This window comes from bacterium, assembly GCA_031082185.1.
Lineage (GTDB): Bacteria > Sysuimicrobiota > Sysuimicrobiia > Sysuimicrobiales > Humicultoraceae > VGFA01.
In genome coordinates, this window is record JAVHLI010000004.1 from 157,600 (window position 1) to 175,756 (window position 18,157).

The 18,157-nt window shown below is 67.1% G+C and carries 17 protein-coding genes and 1 tRNA gene; 7 read left to right on the forward strand and 11 right to left on the reverse strand.

Features of this window, described 5'->3' with window-relative positions; all coding sequences use genetic code 11:
• Positions 1-29 precede the first annotated feature (29 nt).
• Both RDU83_05715 and RDU83_05720 read right to left on the reverse strand, forming a co-directional pair.
• Positions 30-779 (reverse strand): 4Fe-4S dicluster domain-containing protein, encoded by a 750-nt coding sequence (locus tag RDU83_05715; protein MDQ7840513.1) that lies wholly within the window; start codon positions 777-779, stop codon positions 30-32.
• Positions 780-934: 155 nt separating this feature from the next.
• A complete protein-coding gene (locus tag RDU83_05720) occupies positions 935-1,555 on the reverse strand; it encodes a Crp/Fnr family transcriptional regulator (GenBank protein MDQ7840514.1) in 621 nt (206 codons plus the stop codon).
• Positions 1,556-1,710: 155 nt separating this feature from the next.
• Between RDU83_05720 and mscL the strand changes: the two genes are divergently transcribed.
• The 7 genes from mscL (at position 1,711) to RDU83_05755 (ending at position 9,764) form a co-directional block, all read left to right on the forward strand.
• On the forward strand, positions 1,711-2,139 hold the full coding sequence (gene mscL / locus RDU83_05725) for a large conductance mechanosensitive channel protein MscL (protein MDQ7840515.1): 429 nt from the start codon (positions 1,711-1,713) through the stop codon (positions 2,137-2,139).
• 48 nt (positions 2,140-2,187) lie between these two features.
• Positions 2,188-4,626, forward strand: a complete 2,439-nt coding sequence (locus RDU83_05730) for a type IV secretion system DNA-binding domain-containing protein (protein ID MDQ7840516.1) — start codon at positions 2,188-2,190, stop codon at positions 4,624-4,626.
• An 80-nt stretch (positions 4,627-4,706) separates the two neighbouring features.
• Positions 4,707-6,281, forward strand: a complete 1,575-nt coding sequence (locus tag RDU83_05735) for an ABC transporter substrate-binding protein (protein MDQ7840517.1) — start codon at positions 4,707-4,709, stop codon at positions 6,279-6,281.
• 67 nt (positions 6,282-6,348) lie between these two features.
• Positions 6,349-7,296, forward strand: coding sequence for an ABC transporter permease (locus tag RDU83_05740; protein ID MDQ7840518.1), 948 nt, complete (start codon positions 6,349-6,351; stop codon positions 7,294-7,296).
• 10 nt (positions 7,297-7,306) lie between these two features.
• Entirely contained in the window at positions 7,307-8,146 is an 840-nt protein-coding gene (locus RDU83_05745) for an ABC transporter permease (GenBank protein ID MDQ7840519.1), read from the forward strand.
• Positions 8,147-8,151: 5 nt separating this feature from the next.
• Positions 8,152-8,931 (forward strand): creatininase family protein, encoded by a 780-nt coding sequence (locus RDU83_05750; protein MDQ7840520.1) that lies wholly within the window; start codon positions 8,152-8,154, stop codon positions 8,929-8,931.
• Positions 8,931-9,764: a carbon-nitrogen hydrolase family protein gene (locus tag RDU83_05755; protein ID MDQ7840521.1), complete on the forward strand. Its 834-nt coding sequence runs from the start codon at positions 8,931-8,933 to the stop codon at positions 9,762-9,764. Before RDU83_05750 ends, RDU83_05755 begins: the two co-directional genes overlap by 1 nt.
• Here RDU83_05755 and RDU83_05760 read toward each other — a convergent pair.
• From RDU83_05760 to RDU83_05800, 9 genes are all read right to left on the reverse strand, one after another.
• Entirely contained in the window at positions 9,716-11,170 is a 1,455-nt protein-coding gene (locus tag RDU83_05760; GenBank protein MDQ7840522.1) for an amidase, read from the reverse strand. The genes RDU83_05755 and RDU83_05760 overlap by 49 nt on opposite strands.
• Positions 11,171-11,392: 222 nt before the next feature.
• Positions 11,393-12,274 (reverse strand): nucleotidyl transferase AbiEii/AbiGii toxin family protein, encoded by an 882-nt coding sequence (locus RDU83_05765; GenBank protein ID MDQ7840523.1) that lies wholly within the window; start codon positions 12,272-12,274, stop codon positions 11,393-11,395.
• Positions 12,258-12,884, reverse strand: a complete 627-nt coding sequence (locus tag RDU83_05770; GenBank protein ID MDQ7840524.1) for a type IV toxin-antitoxin system AbiEi family antitoxin domain-containing protein — start codon at positions 12,882-12,884, stop codon at positions 12,258-12,260. The genes RDU83_05765 and RDU83_05770 overlap by 17 nt, the downstream gene beginning before the upstream one ends.
• Before the next feature lie 194 nt (positions 12,885-13,078).
• A tRNA-Gly gene (locus tag RDU83_05775) sits at positions 13,079-13,153 on the reverse strand.
• Between the two features lie 40 nt (positions 13,154-13,193).
• A complete protein-coding gene (locus RDU83_05780) occupies positions 13,194-13,991 on the reverse strand; it encodes a C-GCAxxG-C-C family (seleno)protein (protein MDQ7840525.1) in 798 nt (265 codons plus the stop codon).
• A 100-nt stretch (positions 13,992-14,091) separates the two neighbouring features.
• Entirely contained in the window at positions 14,092-15,264 is a 1,173-nt protein-coding gene (gene queG / locus RDU83_05785; protein ID MDQ7840526.1) for a tRNA epoxyqueuosine(34) reductase QueG, read from the reverse strand.
• Between the two features lie 10 nt (positions 15,265-15,274).
• A complete protein-coding gene (locus tag RDU83_05790; GenBank protein MDQ7840527.1) occupies positions 15,275-16,435 on the reverse strand; it encodes an MFS transporter in 1,161 nt (386 codons plus the stop codon).
• A 10-nt stretch (positions 16,436-16,445) separates the two neighbouring features.
• Positions 16,446-17,453 (reverse strand): hypothetical protein, encoded by a 1,008-nt coding sequence (locus RDU83_05795; protein MDQ7840528.1) that lies wholly within the window; start codon positions 17,451-17,453, stop codon positions 16,446-16,448.
• A 24-nt stretch (positions 17,454-17,477) separates the two neighbouring features.
• Positions 17,478-18,143 (reverse strand): hypothetical protein, encoded by a 666-nt coding sequence (locus RDU83_05800; protein MDQ7840529.1) that lies wholly within the window; start codon positions 18,141-18,143, stop codon positions 17,478-17,480.
• Between the last annotated feature and the right edge of the window lie 14 nt (positions 18,144-18,157).

Sequence of the window (18,157 nt, forward strand, 5' to 3'; positions counted from 1 at the left end):
CGGGCGGCGGCGGCGGCGAGGACGGGTTCCTACGAAGCGATTCTCCCGTCAATCCCCACGACGACGACCTCTGGCGCAATGCTTGTGCCCGATTGCCTAGCGGCATCCTCGACCATTCGCACGAGCCCGGAGCAGCAGGGCACGACCATGACAGCCACGGTCAGCGACCGAACGTTGTTCAGCCTCAGGATCTCGGCCATCTTCTCCACATAGCCTCTCGTGTCATCGAGCTTCGGGCAGGCGATAGCGAGCTTCTTCCCCTTGAGCAGATCCTGGTGGAAGCTCCCCAGGGCAAACGCCGTGCAGTCCGCCGCGACCAGGAGATCGGCGTCGCGCAAGTATGGGGCCAAAGGTGAAACGAGGTGCAGTTGCACCGGCCACTGGGTCAGCTCTGACCGTCCGGGCACGGTCCGTTCGTCGGACGCGGGCTCCCTCTCGATCGTGATTGCCCGGCTCCCGGGGCAACCCCCGTGGAGTTGCACGGGCGCGCCGTGGACTTCCCGGGCCGCCTCTTCGCCGCGCGTCCTCAGAACGTGCTGGTGCGTCGCCCTCGGGTCGTAGGCATCGCCCTCGCGTTCAACGATCTTGAGCGCGCCCGGTGCGCAGACGTCGAGACAGGCTCCCATACCGTCGCAGTAGATCTCGCGGACGAGAACCGCCTTGCCTTCCTCGTCGAGCTCCAGGGCGCCTTCCATGCAGGCGGTCGTGCACAGCCCGCAGCCATTGCAGAGGTCCCGGTCGATCTCGATGATCTTCCGCTTGACCGTCGTCATTGGCATTGCAGAGACTCCTCCCTTATCGGACCACGTCCTCCGGCGGGATACGTGCGGAGTGGCGTCCGAAGCACCTGGCAGCCTGATTCCAGCACGAACGGCGGGGGGTGTCTTTGACTTGGGTCAAGAGGTAGTTCAGGGAGTAGTTCAGGCGGTTCGGCTCATTCCCCGGCTTCTGCCTTGAGCCTTTCGTAGTCCTTGATAAGGATGGACGCGCCGCGCACCTCGATCAGCCCGTCCGTCTGGATCTGCTTGAGGGTCCGGGAGAGGGTCTCGCCCGCGGTGCCCAGAAGCCGGGCCAGTTCCCCTTTCTTCAACTTGAGATTGACGACGCAGCTTCTCTCCCCAGCGCAGTTGGCGCACAGGTATCGCGCCAAACGCTGGCGGACGGTCCGCAGCCCGAGACTCTCTAGGCGGCCGCTTAGAAGAAGGCACTTGCGCGCCAGGAGATCAATGAAGAACCGCGCGGCCTCCGGATGCGTTTCGACCGTCCGGAGAACGGACGCGGCGTTGAAGGACAACACATGCGTCTCCTTCACGGCCTCGGCCGTGAAGGGATAGCGACCGCCCGCGAAGGCCACTGCCTCACCTAGAAAGTCTCCGGCGCCGAACCTCGCCACTTCGAGCTCCCGGCCCTGCACGTCCGTCTTGTACACTCGGACGGCGCCAGAGACGACGTGGAAGAACTCCCTGGCCGGATCTTCCGCCAGGAACAGAAGCTTCCCCGTGGGGTAGCTGCGGGGGGTGCCGAGCGAACTGATCCTGGGATTGGGTCTGCTCATAAGGCGGCCTTAATGGTAACTCTATCTGGAAACGCCTTTGCCTGCCAGCGCGGTCACCACGCAGGTTGTGGCGGCATGGTCAGCGAAACCGAAAATGCGCCCAGGCAGCCGGCACCGGTGCAGGTGGACCGAATCCTCCGGGAGGTGTATAGGCCATGTGGAAGGAGTTCAGGGAGTTCGCCATGGGAGGAAGCGTCCTCGACCTTGCGGTGGGCATTGTTGTTGGCGTCGCCTTTGGAACGGTCGTGAATTCTCTCGTGAATGACATAATAATGCCTCCGATCGGCGCCCTTCTCGGCAGGGTGGACTTCTCCGGCCTCTTCATCAACCTTTCGGGCCAGGCCTATCCCAGTCTGAAAGCGGCCAAGGAGGCCGGCGCCCCGGTGATCGGCTACGGCGCCTTCATCAACTCGATCATAAGCTTCATGATCGTGGCGTTCGTCGTCTTCCAGGTGGTTAAGGCGGTCAACCGCTCCAAGCGAGAAGCACCGGCCGCCGCACCGGCGAGCAAGGAGTGCCCGTACTGTGGGATGGCCATTCCGGTCAAGGCAGCGCGATGCCCGCACTGCACGTCGCAGCTCTAGTTCGGTTTGAGAGTATCTAACATGTCGCCACGCCAGGGGGATTCGGACATGAGCAGGGGAGCCGGTGCCGCACCCGGCCGCCCGGCCGTGGAGACTTTCGAGAAACTTGGGGTCTTCTACCTGGGCCGGCCGTACAGTCTCGAGAACAGAACGCCGGAGGACGGCTTGATCCTCTACGACTCCAAGGACCTCGTGACGCATGCGGTCTGCGTGGGCATGACCGGCAGCGGGAAGACCGGCCTCTGCATCTCCTTGCTCGAAGAAGCGGCTCTCGACGGCGTGCCCGCGATTGTCATCGATCCCAAGGGCGATCTCACCAATCTCTTGCTGACGTTTCCCCAACTGCGCCCTGCGGACTTCCGCCCCTGGATCAACGAGGACGACGCGCGCCAGAAGGGCGTGCCGCTCGAGGAGTACGCGGCCCAGCAGGCCGAGTTCTGGAGGAATGGCCTCGCCGGGTGGGGCCAGGACGGCGACCGCATTCGGCGGATGCGCGATGCCGTGGACATCGCGATCTACACCCCCGGCAGCAGCGCCGGTATCCCCGTGTCGGTCCTGAGTTCGTTTGCCGCGCCCCCGGCTTCTCTGCGCAACGACAGTGAAGCCTTCACCGACCTAGTCAGCACGACGGCGACCAGCCTGCTGGGGCTGCTCGGCATCCGGGCCGACCCGGTCAACAGCCGGGAGCACATTCTCATCGCGACGATCCTGGATGCGGCCTGGCGTGCCGGGCAGGACCTCGACCTCGCCGGCCTGATTGGACGCATCCAGACGCCGCCGGTCGGCAAGGTGGGTGTGCTCGACCTTGAGACCTTCTACCCTTCTGCGGACCGATTCCAACTGGCCGTGCGCCTGAACAACCTTTTGGCCGCGCCGGGCTTCGCCACATGGTTGGATGGCGCGCCGATCGATGTGGGTCGGTTCCTGTATACGGAGAGCGGCAAGCCGCGCATAGCAATCTTCACGATTGCGCACCTCTCCGACCCGGAGCGGATGTTCTTCGTGTCGCTGCTGCTCAACCAGGTGCTGGGGTGGATGCGCGCGCAGTCCGGCACCACGAGCCTGCGCGCGATCCTGTACATGGACGAGATCTTTGGATTCTTCCCGCCCGTCGCCAATCCGCCGTCGAAGCCGCCGCTGCTCACGCTGCTGAAACAGGCCCGGGCGTTTGGTCTGGGGGTCGTGCTCGCCACGCAGAACCCGGTGGACCTGGACTACAAGGGGCTCTCCAACGCCGGCACATGGTTCCTCGGCCGGCTCCAGACGGAGCGCGATAAGGCCCGCGTGCTGGATGGTCTTGAGGGTGTGGCGGTCACCGCGGGTGCGACGTTCGACCGCAGGCGCGTGGACGCCATTCTTTCGGGACTCGGCAAGCGCATCTTCTTGCTGCACAACGTGCACGAGGACGCGCCACAAGTGTTCGAAACGCGGTGGGCCATGTCGTATCTGCGAGGGCCGCTGACCCGGGATCAGATCAGGCAAGTCATGGACCCTTTGCGGGGAGCTACGGCACCCTTCCCGGCCGCCGCCACTCCTGCTCCACCTCAGGGAGCAGCGCCGTCCGCCTCAGCCACCGCGCTCCGGCCCGTCCTGCCGTCCGGCGTCCCGCAGTTCTTCGTTCCGCCCCTGTCCGTGCCGGCGGACGGCGTGATCAATTACGAGCCCATGCTGTTCGGCGCCGCCCGCGTGCAGTTCCAGGACGCCAAGGTAGGAGTGGACATTACCCGCGATGTCGTTGTCCTGGCCCCGATTACCGCCGGAGTGATCACTGTTGACTGGAGCGGCGCAGCGGACGCGAACCTTCTGCCGTCCGACCTCCGTTCCGAGCCGGTGTCCCCCGCGATCTTCGGGGCACTGCCGCCCGAAGCGACCAAACCCAAGAACTACGAGGGCTGGGGGAGGGAGTTCGCGCGTTGGATTGCGCAGGGCCGGGGCTTGGAGCTGCTGCGCCATTCGGCCACCGGTCTACACTCCAATCCCGGCGAGTCGGAGCGCGACTTCCGCATCCGGATCCACGACGCCGCGCGCCAGAGGCGCGACCAGATGCTCGAGGAGCTTCGGCAGAGGTACGGTCAGAAGACCGCCGCGCTGCAGGAGCGGCTGCGGCGCGCCCAGCAGTCGGTGGAGCGCGAGCAGCTGCAGGCCAAGCAGCAGAAGATTCAGACCGCGGTGTCGCTGGGCGCGACGATCCTGGGAGGGTTATTTGGCCGCAGGGCCATCAGCACAAGCACCCTCGGCCGTGCCACCACCGCGGCGAGGGGCGCGAGCCGGTCGTACAAGGAGGCGCAGGACGTCCAGCGCGCGGAGGAGACCGTGGCAGTCCTCCAGCAGCAACTGAACGAGCTCGAGGCGCAGTTGAAGGCTGAGATTGATGCCGCCGCGGGAGCGGTGAATCCCTTGGGCGATGCGCTCGAAACGGTTGCGGTCAAACCCAAGCGCACGGGGATTACGGTGCAGGCGGTCGGTCTCGCCTGGACGCCGAAGTAGGTGAAGCACCGCCTCTCAAGGTGGAAGACCAGATGGTGGCGAATGGGATGTCCTAGAGTAAAGCGATATGGAGGGTTTCGATGACTTCACGGCTACGTCGCACTATGTTCTTGGTGAGCGTGGTGATGGTCCTACTGGTGTGCATGACGCTATCGATGCTCCCGGGGCCGACGGCGGCCGGACCGGCGCCCCGACCGGGAGGCCACCTGCGCTACGGGCTCGACACCGATCCGCCCAACATCGACCCGCATGTGGCCACCGGTGCTGCCAGCCGAAACGTGATCTTGCAGCTCTACAACTCGCTGCTGCGCTACGGCCCCGGCGGGTCGCTGCTGCCGGACCTTGCCGAGCGGTGGGAGAACCCGGACGCCAAGACCTACATCTTCCACATCCGCCGCGGCGTACGCTTCCACAACGATACACCGCTCGGCGCCGCCGACGTCAAAGCTTCCATTGAGCGGATCGCCAACCCGAAGACCGGCGCGCTGATCCGGGATTCGCTCACGCCGAGCATCGCCGGCATCGAGGTCACGGGCAGCCACACCGTGAAGATCACCCTGACCGAACCCCAGGCCTCGTTCCCGGCGCTGCTGGCCAGAGCGGAGTCGGCCATCGTGTCCAAGGCACTGGCCGAGGCCGGCCACGACTTCAGGACCACGCCGGTGGGCACCGGGCCCTTCATGTTCGCCGAACGGGAGCCGGGCGTGCGCATCCGGGTCGTCAAGAACCCGAACTACTTCGAGAAGGGTATCCCGTACCTGGACAGCATCACGTTCCTGCCGCTGCGCGATGACGCCACGCGGGTCAATGCCCTGCGCTCGGGCGCGGTAGACATGATCGGCTACGTTCCCTGGAAGGACATGGCTATCCTGGAACGGGACCCGCAGCTTCAACTCTGGGGCACGCCTGGGCCTTTCATGGTGTTGATGTTCAACGTCAACCGAAAGCCGTTCGACGACCGCCGCGTCCGGCAGGCGATCGCCTACGCCGTCAACCGCCAGGCGATCGTGGACGTCGTGTTCTTCGGACGCGGATCTCCGATCACCGGCGGGCTGATTCCAACTGGGACCTGGGCCCACAACGCCGACCTGGAGGGCACGTACAAGTACGATCCGGAGCGGGCGAAGAAGCTGCTGGCCGAAGCCGGGTACAATCCGGCGACTCCGGTGCGCCTCATGCAGTCGGCGGTGCATGCCATGCACTACCAGACGGGCGAGGTGGTGCAGGCGGAACTCCGCAAGATCGGCATGAACGTCGTGCTGGACAGCGTAGAGTGGCCGGTTGCCGTGGAGCGCGGCTTCAGGGGTGATTACGACTTTCGCGTGCACGGCCTGCTCAGCAACATCATCGACCCGGACTTCTACGCCTACTACTTCGCCAGCCATTCGGCGTTCTACGCGAAACCGGTGGGCTTCCGCAACGACACCCTGGACCGCCTCTTGAAGGAGGGGCGCGCGTCCATAGACCAGGCGCACCGCAAGCGCATCTACCGGCAGTTCGAAGAGCGCCTGCTGGCACTGTCCCCATGGACCTTCCTGACCTTGCGCGTGCAGGGCGACGCTGCCAGCAAGGCGGTCAAGGGCTACCAGCACCTGCCGGGCGGGCTCGTGACTGACTCGCAGGTGTTCCTGCGGTACATCTGGTTCGAACGCTAAGGACCGACTTCCACGTCGCGATAATGCGTCTTGCCGACCGGCCCTTCCGGACGCTGAGAGCCGCGCGGTGAGGAGATTTCTCCTCCGGCGCCTGCTCTCGACCCTGGGGTTGCTGCTGGTCGTCGCCACCATCATCTTCTTCCTGATCCACCTGGTCCCCGGCGATCCTGCGCTCACCATCGTCGGCGAGGAGCAGGCCACGCCCGAGAAGCTGGCTGCGGTGCGGGCCTCGCTGGGCCTCGACCGGCCCCTGCACGTTCAGTACGCGACGTGGATGGTCAATCTGGCGCGTGGCGACCTCGGGAACTCACTGGTCACCGGACGCCCGGTCGGAATGGACCTAGCCCTGCGGCTGCCCCGGACGCTCGAGCTCGTCACGGCGGCGGTGGCACTGGCCGTGCTGGTAGGAATCCCTCTCGGGGTCGTCGCGGCGCGCCACCCCAACTCCAGGCTCGACGTCGGGGCATCGGTGGTGGCGCTGCTGGGCGTGTCGGCGCCGGTGTTCGTGACAGGGACGCTACTGGTGCTGGTGCTCAGTGTCCGCTGGCGCGTGCTGCCGTCGTCGGGGTGGATAGCGCTCTCCAGCGACCCGGGCGGGCACGCGGCGCTCCTGCTGATGCCCATGGTGGTGCTCTCGCTGAGCATGACCGCCGTCATAACGCGCATGACCAGGTCGTCGCTGCTGGAGGTCATCCTCCAGGACTTCATCCGGACGGCACGGGCCAAGGGTCTCCCGGAGCGCCTGGTGCTCTTCCGCCACGCGCTCCGGAATTCGCTCATCCCGGTGGTGACGGTGATCGGCGTGCAGATGGGCAACCTGCTCGGCGGCAGCGTCATCGTCGAGGAGGTCTTCGCCTGGCCGGGGGTCAGCACTTACCTGATCACCGGGGTGAACCAACGGGACTACCCGGTCGTGCAGGGTGTGGTGTTGGTCATCTGCCTGGCTTTCGTGCTGATCAACCTGGCGGTGGACCTGCTCTACGGCTTCCTGGATCCCAGGATCAAGTACCAGTAGGAGGGGGCGCGTGGGCCGCATCTACAGAAACCTTCGCGTCACCGTCAGCGCCGGATTCATCGTGCTGATGATCACCGCCGGCCTGCTGGCAGGAGTACTCGCGCCGCACCCGCCGCTCGAAATGCGCACGTCCGACCGGTTGCAGCCGCCGTCGACTCGCTATCTTTTGGGCACCGACGAGTTCGGCCGCGACACCCTCTCGCGCCTGCTCTACGGGACCCGGGTCTCGCTACTGGTGGCCTTCACTGCCGTAATGCTGGCCACCGCGGCCGGCACGTTCGCCGGGCTGCTGGCCGCGTACTATAGAGGGTGGATCGAGATGGTGCTGATGCGTACCATCGAGGTGATCCTGAGTTTCCCACCGGTGTTGCTTGCCATCGTCGTCATCGCCTTCCTGGGCGCGTCAACTAGGAATGTGATCCTTACCATCTCGGTACTCTACACCCCGCTGTTTGCCCGCATCGCATACGGCACAAGCCTGCGTATCCGTGAGATGGAGTTCGTGGAAGCAGCCAGGGCCGTGGGCGCGGGAGATCGGCGCATCATCATCCGGGCGATCTTGCCAAACATACTGGCACCGCTGATGGTGCAGTTCTCCCTCAGCCTGGGCTTCGCAATCCTCCTGGAGTCAGGGCTGAGCTTTCTCGGCATGGGCCCGCCGGCGCCGGCACCGACATGGGGGCGGATGGTGTCCTCAGGGCGCCACTTCATGGAGATCTCGCCGTCGCTGGTTATCGCCCCATCCCTGTTCATCCTGGGGACCGTTCTGTCGTTCAACCTGCTGGGCGATGGGCTCCGCGACCATCTGGATCCCCGATTAGGGGGAAGCAGCAACCGGAAGGAGAAATAGCAAACATGCCTGCGTTTGTGATTGCCGAGATGTCGTGTACCGACGTGGCACAGGCGGCGCGCGCCACGGATCTCTGCATCCTGCCCGTCGGGGCGGTGGAGGCCTACGGTCCGCACCTTCCTCAGGGCTCGGACGGCCTCGTGGCCGACCGTTTGGCGCGAGAGGTCGCGGAGCGCGTCTCCTGCTTCGTGGCGCCGCTAGTACCGGTGGGATTCTCCGCCAGCCTCCAGGAGTTCCCGGCAACACTCAGCGTGCCAACGATGGCGTTGCGAGCATACCTGGCCGGCCTGGCAGAATCACTGCTCGGGTTGGGCGTGCGCCGGCTCCTATTCTTGAACGGGCACGCCGGAAACGTGGCAGTCATCTCCGATCTCGTGGAGGAGTTGAAGCGCCATCACCCGGTCTGCCGGTTCGCCCAGGTGGATCTCTGGCGCTTCCTGATCCCTCACGCCGCTCCGATTATGGAGAGCACCCTGCCACAAGGGCACGCGGCGGAGACCAACACCAGCGTGTTGCTGGCCCTGGCGCCACACCTGGTCACGATGGATCGGGCAGTGAACAACCCTCCGCCACAGGACCGGTTCCCCGAAATCATCAAGTACGGCGGCTTCCGGGACCGCGCACCAGACGCGGTGCTAGGAGACGCGACACGGGGCAGCGCCGAGAAGGGGCGCGGTGTCGTCCTGCGCGGCGTAGAGCGGCTCGTGGAGTTCGTTCAGAGCCCGGAGTTCGGCCGGCAGGACCGGGCGAATGCGGATCGCCTCCACCCCAGGGAGGGTTCCTGATGCGAGTGGGTCTGGCACAGCTCGGCGCGACGTCCGATGTGGCGGCCAACCAAACCCAGGCGCTGGAGATGGCGGCCGCGGCAGCCCAGCAGGGCGTGGACCTGCTGGTGTTTCCAGAGATGTTCATGTACCGGCGACCTGCCAACCTCGTACAGCCGCTGGGGGAAATCGCCGAGTCGGTGGACGGGCCGTTCATGCAGGCCATCGCCGGCGCTGCGCGGCAGCACCGCCTGCACCTCGTGATGGGCGTGCTCGAGAGCGCGCCGGGCGAGACCCGCCGGGCCTACAACACCGCCGTGCTCATCTCCCCCGCCGGTGAACGCCTGGCCGCCTACCGGAAGGTGCACCTCTACGACGCGTTCAACGGGCGGGAGTCCGAGTGGATCGTGCCGGCCGACGCGCCGCCGCCGGTCGTGGAGACACCCCTGGGCAGGCTGGGACTGCAGATCTGCTACGATGTCCGCTTCCCCGAGTGGTCTCGCCTGCTCGCCTTGGGCGGCGCCGAGGTGATCGTGATGCCAACCTCGTGGGTGTCGGGGCCTCTGAAAGAAGACCATTGGGTCACGCTGGTGCGCGCGCGGGCCATTGAGAACGTCTGCTGGTTCGTGGCGGCCAACCAAATCCGCCCCGATCGCATCGGCCGGTCGCTGGTGATTGATCCCATGGGCGTCGTCGTTGCCGACGGCGGTGAGGAGCAGGGCCTCGTGGTGGCCGAGGTCGATCTCGACCGCGTCCGCCGGGTACGGGAGAAGAACCCGTCACTGCAGCACCGACGGCCTGACCTCTACGGGGCGGTGGCTGAAGGACAGACCAGAGGTGCTGCGGCCCGATAGGTCGGGGCTTCGACTGCTGGGTGCCGGCGGTGCCAGTCGGTCTCCCGCTGGAAGACCATCCCGATCTGCAGCACTGTGGCGTCGTCAAACATATTGCCCGTGATCGCCAGACCGAGCGGTAATCCCTGCCGACCGAAGCCCATCGGTAGGCTCAACGCCGGTAGGCCGCACAGCGCGCCCAGCACACTGTAGTTGCCTTTCGGACGCTGCATCGTCTTGATGTTCGTCTCCAGCGTGACGGCCTCGTTCATGAGCGACGGCGAGAGGAGCGCATCGAATCGCTCGAAGAACCCCAGCACATCGTGCGTGATGTGCATGCGCTTCCGCTGCGCACGTGCGTAGTGAGACGCCGGCAGATTGAGCGTAGCCTTCAAGCCTTCCTTCTGGCCCGCATCTACCAGTTCATTGACCCTGTCGCCGGCGATGAATTCGGCGTGGGCGGCCGCGATCTCGCCGTTGAGGATCGTCCGCGCGGTGTCGTCGTAAGGATGGTCGGGGAGCGGCGCCCTCGCCACCCGCATGCCGGCCCTGCGCAGCACGCGTACGGCGTCCGCAAACGCTCGTTCAAGTTCCGGTGCGTCGGCAAAGTCCGCGGGGAGCACACCGAGGCGGAAGCGCCTGCGGGCGATGCGGGACGCGAACTTGAACTCGGGTCCGGCTACCGTGACGTCGTGGCCGTCGAAACCTGCGATCGCGGCCAGCACGCGGCCGCAGTCCTCGGCGCTGCGCGCCATCGGGCCGACCTTGTCCATGCTCCACGACAGCTCCATCGCACCGTGTCGGCTCACCAGACCCCAGGTGGGGCGGTGGCCCGTGATACCGCAGAATGCTGAAGGGGTAACGATGCTGCCCCAGGTTTCCGATCCGAGCGCGTACGGGACGAGCCCGGCGGCGACGGCGCTGCCCGACCCCGAAGACGACCCGCCCGCCCAATGCCCGAGGTTCCACGGATTGAGCCCGGGTCCGTGCAGCGACGCCGTGGGGTACTCGTATCCGCCACCGCCCGCGAACTCGACCATGGCGAGCTTGCCGACGAGCACGGCCCCGGCATCCGCCAGCCTCCGAACCACCGTCGCGTCATAGTCGAAGACCTGATCGCGATGGACCGGCGAGCCCCAGCGCGTCGGAATGCCTCTGGTCGCCAGCAGGTCCTTCGCCCCATAGGGGACGCCCTGAAGCGGTCCGACGACGTCTCCTCGGCTGAACATGCGGTCGGCGCGCCGCGCCTGAGCCAGCGCGATCTCAGGCGTGAGCTCAGCGAGCGCGTTGTACACGGGCCCCTGCGCGCCCAGCCGGTCGAGGAAGAGGCGGGTCAACTCGACCGAGGATATCTTGCGTGCGCAGAGCATGCGGCTGAGGTCTCCGATGCTCTTGAATACCAGGTCGTTGTCGGACGAGTGTCCCATGACTCCTCCGGCTTGCGTGTTCTGGTCTGCGAGGGTACTTGTTGGGCGGTCCTGGGGCGAAAGCCTCCTGGCGTGCTGGTAGCCGGTGGACGCAGACAGGGCGCGGCTCCCAGGCATCGGTCTATCGAGGGTCTGCCATATCAGGATTAGCTGGCGGCCACCTGCAAGTCTGCGTCGTCGCATTCATGATGCTGGTGTTGTCGTTGGCGGTGGTGCTCCGGCTCACTCCACCCATTGCGCTTTGCCGGAATCCCAGCTGCCGCGGGCGGTGCAGGCAAGCACCGGATCCAGCCACTGCGCGGCCAGATTGTGCGCCTCTTCCAGCAACGAGACGATCCCAACCACCTCCGCCTCCCGGCGGTACGCGACGGCCAGCTCCGGAGGAGGCGCAGGCAGGCGCTCGGGGGCCGAATGCGTGCCGCGGCGGGTGAAGGTGCGCCGGATCGCGTCTTTCAGCAGCTGCGCGCCCACCCGCTCGTGCTGTCGGACGAGGACGAAGTCCACCAGGTCCTTCGCGCGTGTGGTGGTCCCATCATACTGACGCGTGTAGGCGTGGAGCTTCTCGGCGAGCTGGCGCTCCAGCGGCACCACGAGCACTTTCACCGGGCCCAGCCCGAGATCGGCCAGCAGGCCAGGCCGCTGTGCCGGTTCGGCGTCCCAGGGCTCGGGCGGAGTAACGGTCACGTCCACCTGCAGCGGCTCAAAGGGTGTCCCACCTACAGAGCACTCGATCCGGTACCGGATGGCGAGGCTGATGCCCCCCTCCTTGAGCTCCTTGCTCCCGACGATCGCGAAGGCAAAGTGGTCGCCCACATCCTCAGCGACGGCACGCTGCAGATCTTCCCGTGCTGCGGCTGCACCCTTCGCGTGGTCAACGTCCAGGTCCAGTGACGGCCGCGCGTGTTCGCCCAACCTGGTTTCCAGCCCCAGCCCGCCTTTGAGCGCCCACAATCCCGGGGGCACCTTCATCAGCCGCGCCATCAGCCGCTCAAGAGCTGCCTGGCGGCGCACGACGAACGCCGCCACGCCGAGATGGCGCGCACGCCTACGCAGGCGCTCGTCAACGGCGGCCCGGAGTGCCGCGGGGCTACGGTACTGGCGCATGCGAGCCGGCCTCCGCGATGGCGCGCTCAATCAGATTCCGGACTCGCTCAGACCGATCGCCGACAGCCTTGCGAAGTTCATCTGCGGTCACCAGGCCGGTGTCGAGTGCGCGCGCAACAGCCTCGATGACCACGCTGGGATCCACGCCTACCTCCGTGACGTCAACGATTGTCCGCGCGGGTGCCGTAACCCGCACGCCGAACCGCTGCACTACCTCGTCGCGGCGCAACGGCTTCTTGGTGGTGTGGATACGCACGCCGGCCAGAGCCGGGCGGTGGCGCGGCCGCTGTTCCCACGGAACGGTCAGGTGGATCTGGCGCGACCGGGACGGTGCCAGTTCGTACAGCGCGAGCGCGGCGTCGTGGGATACCACGGCTCGCTCCGGACCCGCTTTGACCCACGCGGCGATCACGTCTTCATAGGGTAGCGCCGGGAACTCTGCCAACCGGTAGAAGCCGCGGCTGACGCGCTCGAAGCGCCCCGTGCGGGCGTGGTGCGTGATCGTGCTGGTCTCGTACCCGAGCGCCCTCGCGTGGGCCGCCTTGAAGTAGCCTCCCTGGGAGGAGGCGACCTCAAAGAGCCGCTGGCGCCTTTCGGCCTGCGTAGGCATTGGACTCCACCCTCCAGACCGCCATTTCCTCAGATACGCTAATTTTATACGCGTAACAGAGGAAACGGCAAGCCCGAAGGTCAGGTGGTCGCATCTCCCATGGGATCCATGGGAGATGCGTGCGAGGCGAGGGCCATCCCAGGAGTCTAACCGAAACGAAATCACTGGAGGCCGTGTCGGAACAGGTTCCTGGTTGGAGCGGGCGATGGGATTTGAACCCACGACCCTCGGCTTGGGAAGCCGATGCTCTACCGCTGAGCTACACCCGCTCGCTACCTTCTATTGTACCACGCCACTCAAACCCCGACATCAGTAGATCCCTAGAACCTCAACCGTATCACCGTCGGCGTCCGCCGCTACCCGGACAACCGTCATCAGTCCCCAGCGGTCGGGCTTGCTCCCTTCTACCGCGTAGGCGCCGCCCCACGCCGGGTGCACCCGACGGGCGTGACTCAGGCTGAAGACGACGTCGGCGTCTGTGACCTCTGCGCGCTGCTGGGCCGGCCGTGCCCGATCGGTGATGCGAACGCGGTTCGTCGCTGCCAGCGCTCGGAGGCGGTCGGCCGCCGCCGCGAGCTCAACCCTGTCAACGGCGACCTCCTCCGCCCTGCCGCGGTGCGGATCGAACGGCGGGCAGGCCGAGCACAGCGTCTGCGCGGTCATGATGGCCTCCGCTGCGAGTTCGGCGCCCCGCCGGTAAACGGGACCGCATGAGAAGTCCTCGCTCAACTGCGTGAAGGCCATCGGCTTGATGACTTCACACCGCTCGCTGCTGAATTCCCGGGCGAACTGCTCATGGAGCCAGCGCACGAGCTGGCTGACGGCGGAGTTGTCCTCTTCCACCTCCGCCCGGCCGTAGACGAGCCCGGCGAGCATCGAACCGGCCTCGAGCGCGCCGCATCGGTGACCGTAACCGCCGCCGCCGCCGCGGAATCCGCTGGACAGTCTCAGCACTAAGGCGTCCAGTGTGATCCCAAGAGCGGCGGCCGCCCCACGCAATACGGCCTCCGAACAGTGGAACCCCTGCTTGCGAAACGACTCGGCCCTGTTTCCAGCGTCTTTGATGCGTTGCGCCAAATCTGGCTGCATTGTGTGGTCGCTGCCCATCGCGGTGCTCCTTTGAACCAAGAAACTCCCCTCGGATTCGCTTCCGTGTGCAGAATCGAGAACCCTCCCGGACCCGGAGGCGGGCGGCTTCTCCCGTGCCTCACATATCCAGCGCCGCGGCGATCTCCTCGCGCACCCGCGCGTCGGGCTCCGACCGCCGCGCGGCCTCCAGCGCTGCCACGGCCGCGGGCCCACCGGTTCTCCCGAGTGCCCAGGCGGCGTGCCCGCGCACGACCGAGTCGTCGGGATCGCGCAACGCCCGCACCAGCTCGGGCACGGCACGTCCATCGCCGAGGTTACCGAGTGCAATCGCGACGTTCCGCCGCAACCCACTACGCTTGGCGCGCCTGATCGCGCTACGGTGGAAGAGACGGCGGAACTCGTCCTCGGCTATGTTCAGCAGAGGCAGCAGGAGCGGGCGCGGGCCGGTCTCCGCGCGTGGCAGGAACTCCGGGTGTACCGCCGGGCGAACGCCCGCACACGCGGGATCCAGCAAACGGTTGAACGGGCACGCCTCCTGGCAGAGATCGCACCCGAAGATCATGTCCCGGAGCGCCGGCCGCACCTCTTGGGGGATCCAGCCGCGGTGCTCAATCGTCCAGTACGCGATGCACCGGCGCGCGTCCACGACGCCGGGCATGCCCACGACGCTGGGCGAGTCCACAACGCTGGGCGTAACGATCGCGCCGGTGGGGCAGGCGCCGGCGCCGCGCATGCAGGCCTCGCATGATCCGCAGTCGCCGTAGGCCGGCGGGTCGGGCTGCAGTACCAGATCGGTGAGGATCTCTCCGAGCACGACCCACGTACCGAACTGTTCAGTAATCAGGCAGGAGTGGCGGCCGCGCCAGCCCAGGCCGGCGCGCTGCGCTATCGCCCGTTCGAACAGCGGTCCGGCGTCCACTTGATACCGCGCCAGGGTCGCGCCGCAGTCCCTAAGGAATCCGGAGAGCGGGCGCAGCCGCGCCTCCATCACCAAGTGGTAGTCGTCGCCCACGGCGTAGCGGGCAATGCGCCCCCGCAGGTCACCGGAGGGCGGCAGATCCCCGTCGGGAAGCAGACCGCCGGAGGGCTGCAGGCCGCCGCCGGGCGGCGGACTGGACCCACCCGTGTGGTAGTTCATCGCGACTGCAACGATCGAGCAGGCGCCCTCGCCCCGACCGGCACGCTCCACCCAACCTGGGAGCAAGTCACTCGATCCGGCGGCCGCGGTGATACCGACCAGGTCGAAACCCAGTTCGCGGCCTCGGGACTTGATCCGCTCTTCCAGCGTCATGCTTCCGGCGTCACGTGGAATCCGGCGCGCTTCTTGCGGCGGCGCGGGATTGCCACCAGATAAGCGCCCCGGCGATCAGTACCGACATCCCCACCGAGACCAGCAGCGGCAACGCCGGGTCAACCAGGTACGCGTACCCGCCGGCAAACGATCCCCCAGCCCCGAGGATGGCCATTAGGATCCCTGCCAGCGCAAAGGCCCGGCCGAGCACGGCCGAAGGAGCCTTCGAGGCCACCAGCGCGTGGCCCAATGTGTTGAGCGGCGACCGGCACCGGAATATGGCCGCGACCGGCAGGAGAGTCGCGGGCCCGTACACCGTGAGGAGCACCCCGAAGGCGAACACCACCAGTCCCCCGGCCAGGGTGGTGATAGGACCAATGCGGTCACCGATCCGTCCGGCCACCGGCGTCAGCAGCACGGCGCCCAGCGCCACCATCGAGCCGAGGAACCCTATCTGGGACAGCGAGAGTCCCCGCACCTCGCGCAGGAAGGGCGTCGCAAAGGGGACCGTGATCAGCACCACGAGGATTGTTCCGGAGAAGATCCACATCACGGGCATCAGGCCGCGCATCTGATCCAGTGACAGTCTGCGGGACGCCCCGTGTGCAGGCGCGTTGCCCTCATCCCACCGGATTCTCAAGATCAGGATTGCCGAGATAACGTAGAAGGCCGCTGCGATGATCAGGGTGGCGCGGATGCCCAGGCGGTCCGCGATCATCCCTCCGACCGTGGGCGAGATAAGGAACCCCAGCGAGGTGATCGTACCCATGGCGCCGAACGTCGAGACCAGCTCTGAGGCAGGCACGCGCCGCGCCACGAACGCGTTCATCGACGGCATTCCGAAGTAAGCGACCTCGTAGAGCAGCAGCCCGGGCACGAGCCATGCGTAGGTCGGCGCCGCGGCGAGCAGCAACGGCACCGGAACAGCGGCCAGCCATGAGGTGACGATCGCCGCGCGGTGGCTCCAACGGTCCACCACAACCCAGCCGATCAGGAAGCCGCCGGCCAGGGCCAGGTGGCGCACCGTGAACAGCGTCCCGAGCTGCACGGCGGAAGCGCCGAGCTGCCGCGCGTAGATCGGCACGAGCTGTTCGTAGAGCCCGATTCCGAACATCCAGAAGAAGAGCGATGTGAAAAGCAGCCGCAGCGTGCGGTCGTTGCGCAGGGCCATGGCGCCCTCACTATAGCACGGTGCGCACCTGGAGACCCTTTGCCGCGATCCGAACGGGCAGCACAGCGAAGCCGGTGGCGCGCAGCGCGCGCTGGCATGCCGGCCTGGCTCCCTCGCGCGTGAGGATCAGAACCGATCCGCCGCCGCCTGCGCCGCACGCCTTGCCTGCGATCGCGCCGGATCGCATGGCGACCGCGAGAGCCTCTTCGATCTGTGGGGTAGAGACGCCTGGCGCCATCTCGCGCCGGTGCGCCCACTCCTGCGCGATCAGACTCCCGGCAGCGCCGATGTCCTGGGCGCGCAGCGCGTCGCGCATGGCGCGCGCCACCTGGGCGATCGCGCGCAGGTGGCGAACCGTATTTGGATTCTCGTCGAGATAGGCGCGCACGACCCCCCAGTTGGTGAGGCCCGAGCTATGCGGCAGGCCGGTGTACGCGATAACGAGCCGGTCCGCCAGCGCGAGTCGCGCCTCCTCGCTCCGGAGCAAAGGCTCGACGCGGTCGCCCTCGACGCCGAACCGGATCGCGTTGACGCCGCCGCGTAGGGCAGCCAGGTAGTCCTGCCGGCCGGTCAGCGTGCGCAGAGACTGCGCCTCCAGGCGCCAGGCCGTCGTGACCAGATCGTCGCGGGAGCGCGTGCGGCGCGTCCACCGATCCAGCGCCGCGAGCAGCGCCAGCAGCAGCGCCGACGATGCGCCCAGCCCGGATCCCGGCGGCGCCGCCGATCTCAGCGTGACGATCATCCCAGGGGGCGGCGCGGCCAGGCGCAGCGCCCGGCAGGCCAGGTCCAGCGGGCCGCCTGAGGGCAGACCGTCGAGGTCGGCGGCCTCGACCCTCTCCCGAAGATCCGCCGAGACGACAACGAATCCGCGGCGGGCGGATCCCAGGCGCACCCGGACCGGAATCTCGACCGCGGCGTTGACCGTCCAGACGTCCTCCTCCATGAGGTAGAGCGGATGGATGTCCAGCGTGCCGCCGGCCAGGTCCACGCGGGTCGGTGCCGATGCCTCGACGATCACGGAATAGACCTCACAGCGCGTCCATTACAGCGCGTCCATTGCGCGGCGGAATGCCTCGGTGGCCCGGCCGATGCTGCGCGCGGTGCGGCCGGTCACGACCGCGCCGATCATCACAGCCCACACCTGCGGGATGGCGAAGTACCGGATGAGGTCCTCGGGCCGGATGCGGCGCTGGCTGGGCACTATCAGCCGCCGGCGCGTCAGCGCACCCAGACGGGCCAGCGCCACCAGGTCGTCGGCGATAGGGTCCAGGCCGTAGCACTGCGGCGGGACCAACGCCGCCTCCAGCCAGTCGCCGGGCAGCGCGCTCAGCGATCCGATCAGTTCCTGCGGATAGTCGTGGGGCACCGCCGGGATCACCGGCACGCCGGCATCGTAGAGGTACAGCGGCAGTCGCGTCACGTAGGCGTCGAGGAACGCGAACCGGCGCAGGCGCGGGAGCTGCTCGCGCGTGACCATCGCCTCTTCGCCGGGCACCAGCCCGGTAGGGAGACCGGCACTAAGCACCGCCGTCAGCCCCTCCTCCTCTTCGTCGAGCGACCCGAAGCGCACCCCCGAGGCGCGGTGGTGCACGTTGACGTGGGCCTTGAGTAGGTCGGCACCAGCGGCAGCGGCCGCTCGCGCCAGAGCGCGGTCGTTGCGCGGCAGACTGACGATCAGGAGCTCCCTGCGTGAGAGCGGATCAGTCACAGGACCCCCTGCCG

What these genes read in the sequence shown, in the direction of transcription:
- RDU83_05720 (MDQ7840514.1), bottom strand. Translation starts at nt 1,555, where the DNA reads ATGAGCAGACCCAATCCCAGGATCAGTTCGCTCGGCACCCCCCGCAGC.
- RDU83_05755 (MDQ7840521.1), top strand. Translation starts at nt 8,931, where the DNA reads ATGCGAGTGGGTCTGGCACAGCTCGGCGCGACGTCCGATGTGGCGGCC.
- mscL (MDQ7840515.1), top strand. Translation starts at nt 1,711, where the DNA reads ATGTGGAAGGAGTTCAGGGAGTTCGCCATGGGAGGAAGCGTCCTCGAC.
- RDU83_05765 (MDQ7840523.1), bottom strand. Translation starts at nt 12,274, where the DNA reads ATGCGCCAGTACCGTAGCCCCGCGGCACTCCGGGCCGCCGTTGACGAG.
- RDU83_05760 (MDQ7840522.1), bottom strand. Translation starts at nt 11,170, where the DNA reads ATGGGACACTCGTCCGACAACGACCTGGTATTCAAGAGCATCGGAGAC.
- RDU83_05715 (MDQ7840513.1), bottom strand. Translation starts at nt 779, where the DNA reads ATGCCAATGACGACGGTCAAGCGGAAGATCATCGAGATCGACCGGGAC.
- RDU83_05735 (MDQ7840517.1), top strand. Translation starts at nt 4,707, where the DNA reads ATGACTTCACGGCTACGTCGCACTATGTTCTTGGTGAGCGTGGTGATG.
- queG (MDQ7840526.1), bottom strand. Translation starts at nt 15,264, where the DNA reads ATGACGCTGGAAGAGCGGATCAAGTCCCGAGGCCGCGAACTGGGTTTC.
- RDU83_05780 (MDQ7840525.1), bottom strand. Translation starts at nt 13,991, where the DNA reads ATGGGCAGCGACCACACAATGCAGCCAGATTTGGCGCAACGCATCAAA.
- RDU83_05750 (MDQ7840520.1), top strand. Translation starts at nt 8,152, where the DNA reads ATGCCTGCGTTTGTGATTGCCGAGATGTCGTGTACCGACGTGGCACAG.
- RDU83_05770 (MDQ7840524.1), bottom strand. Translation starts at nt 12,884, where the DNA reads ATGCCTACGCAGGCCGAAAGGCGCCAGCGGCTCTTTGAGGTCGCCTCC.
- RDU83_05790 (MDQ7840527.1), bottom strand. Translation starts at nt 16,435, where the DNA reads ATGGCCCTGCGCAACGACCGCACGCTGCGGCTGCTTTTCACATCGCTC.
- RDU83_05730 (MDQ7840516.1), top strand. Translation starts at nt 2,188, where the DNA reads ATGAGCAGGGGAGCCGGTGCCGCACCCGGCCGCCCGGCCGTGGAGACT.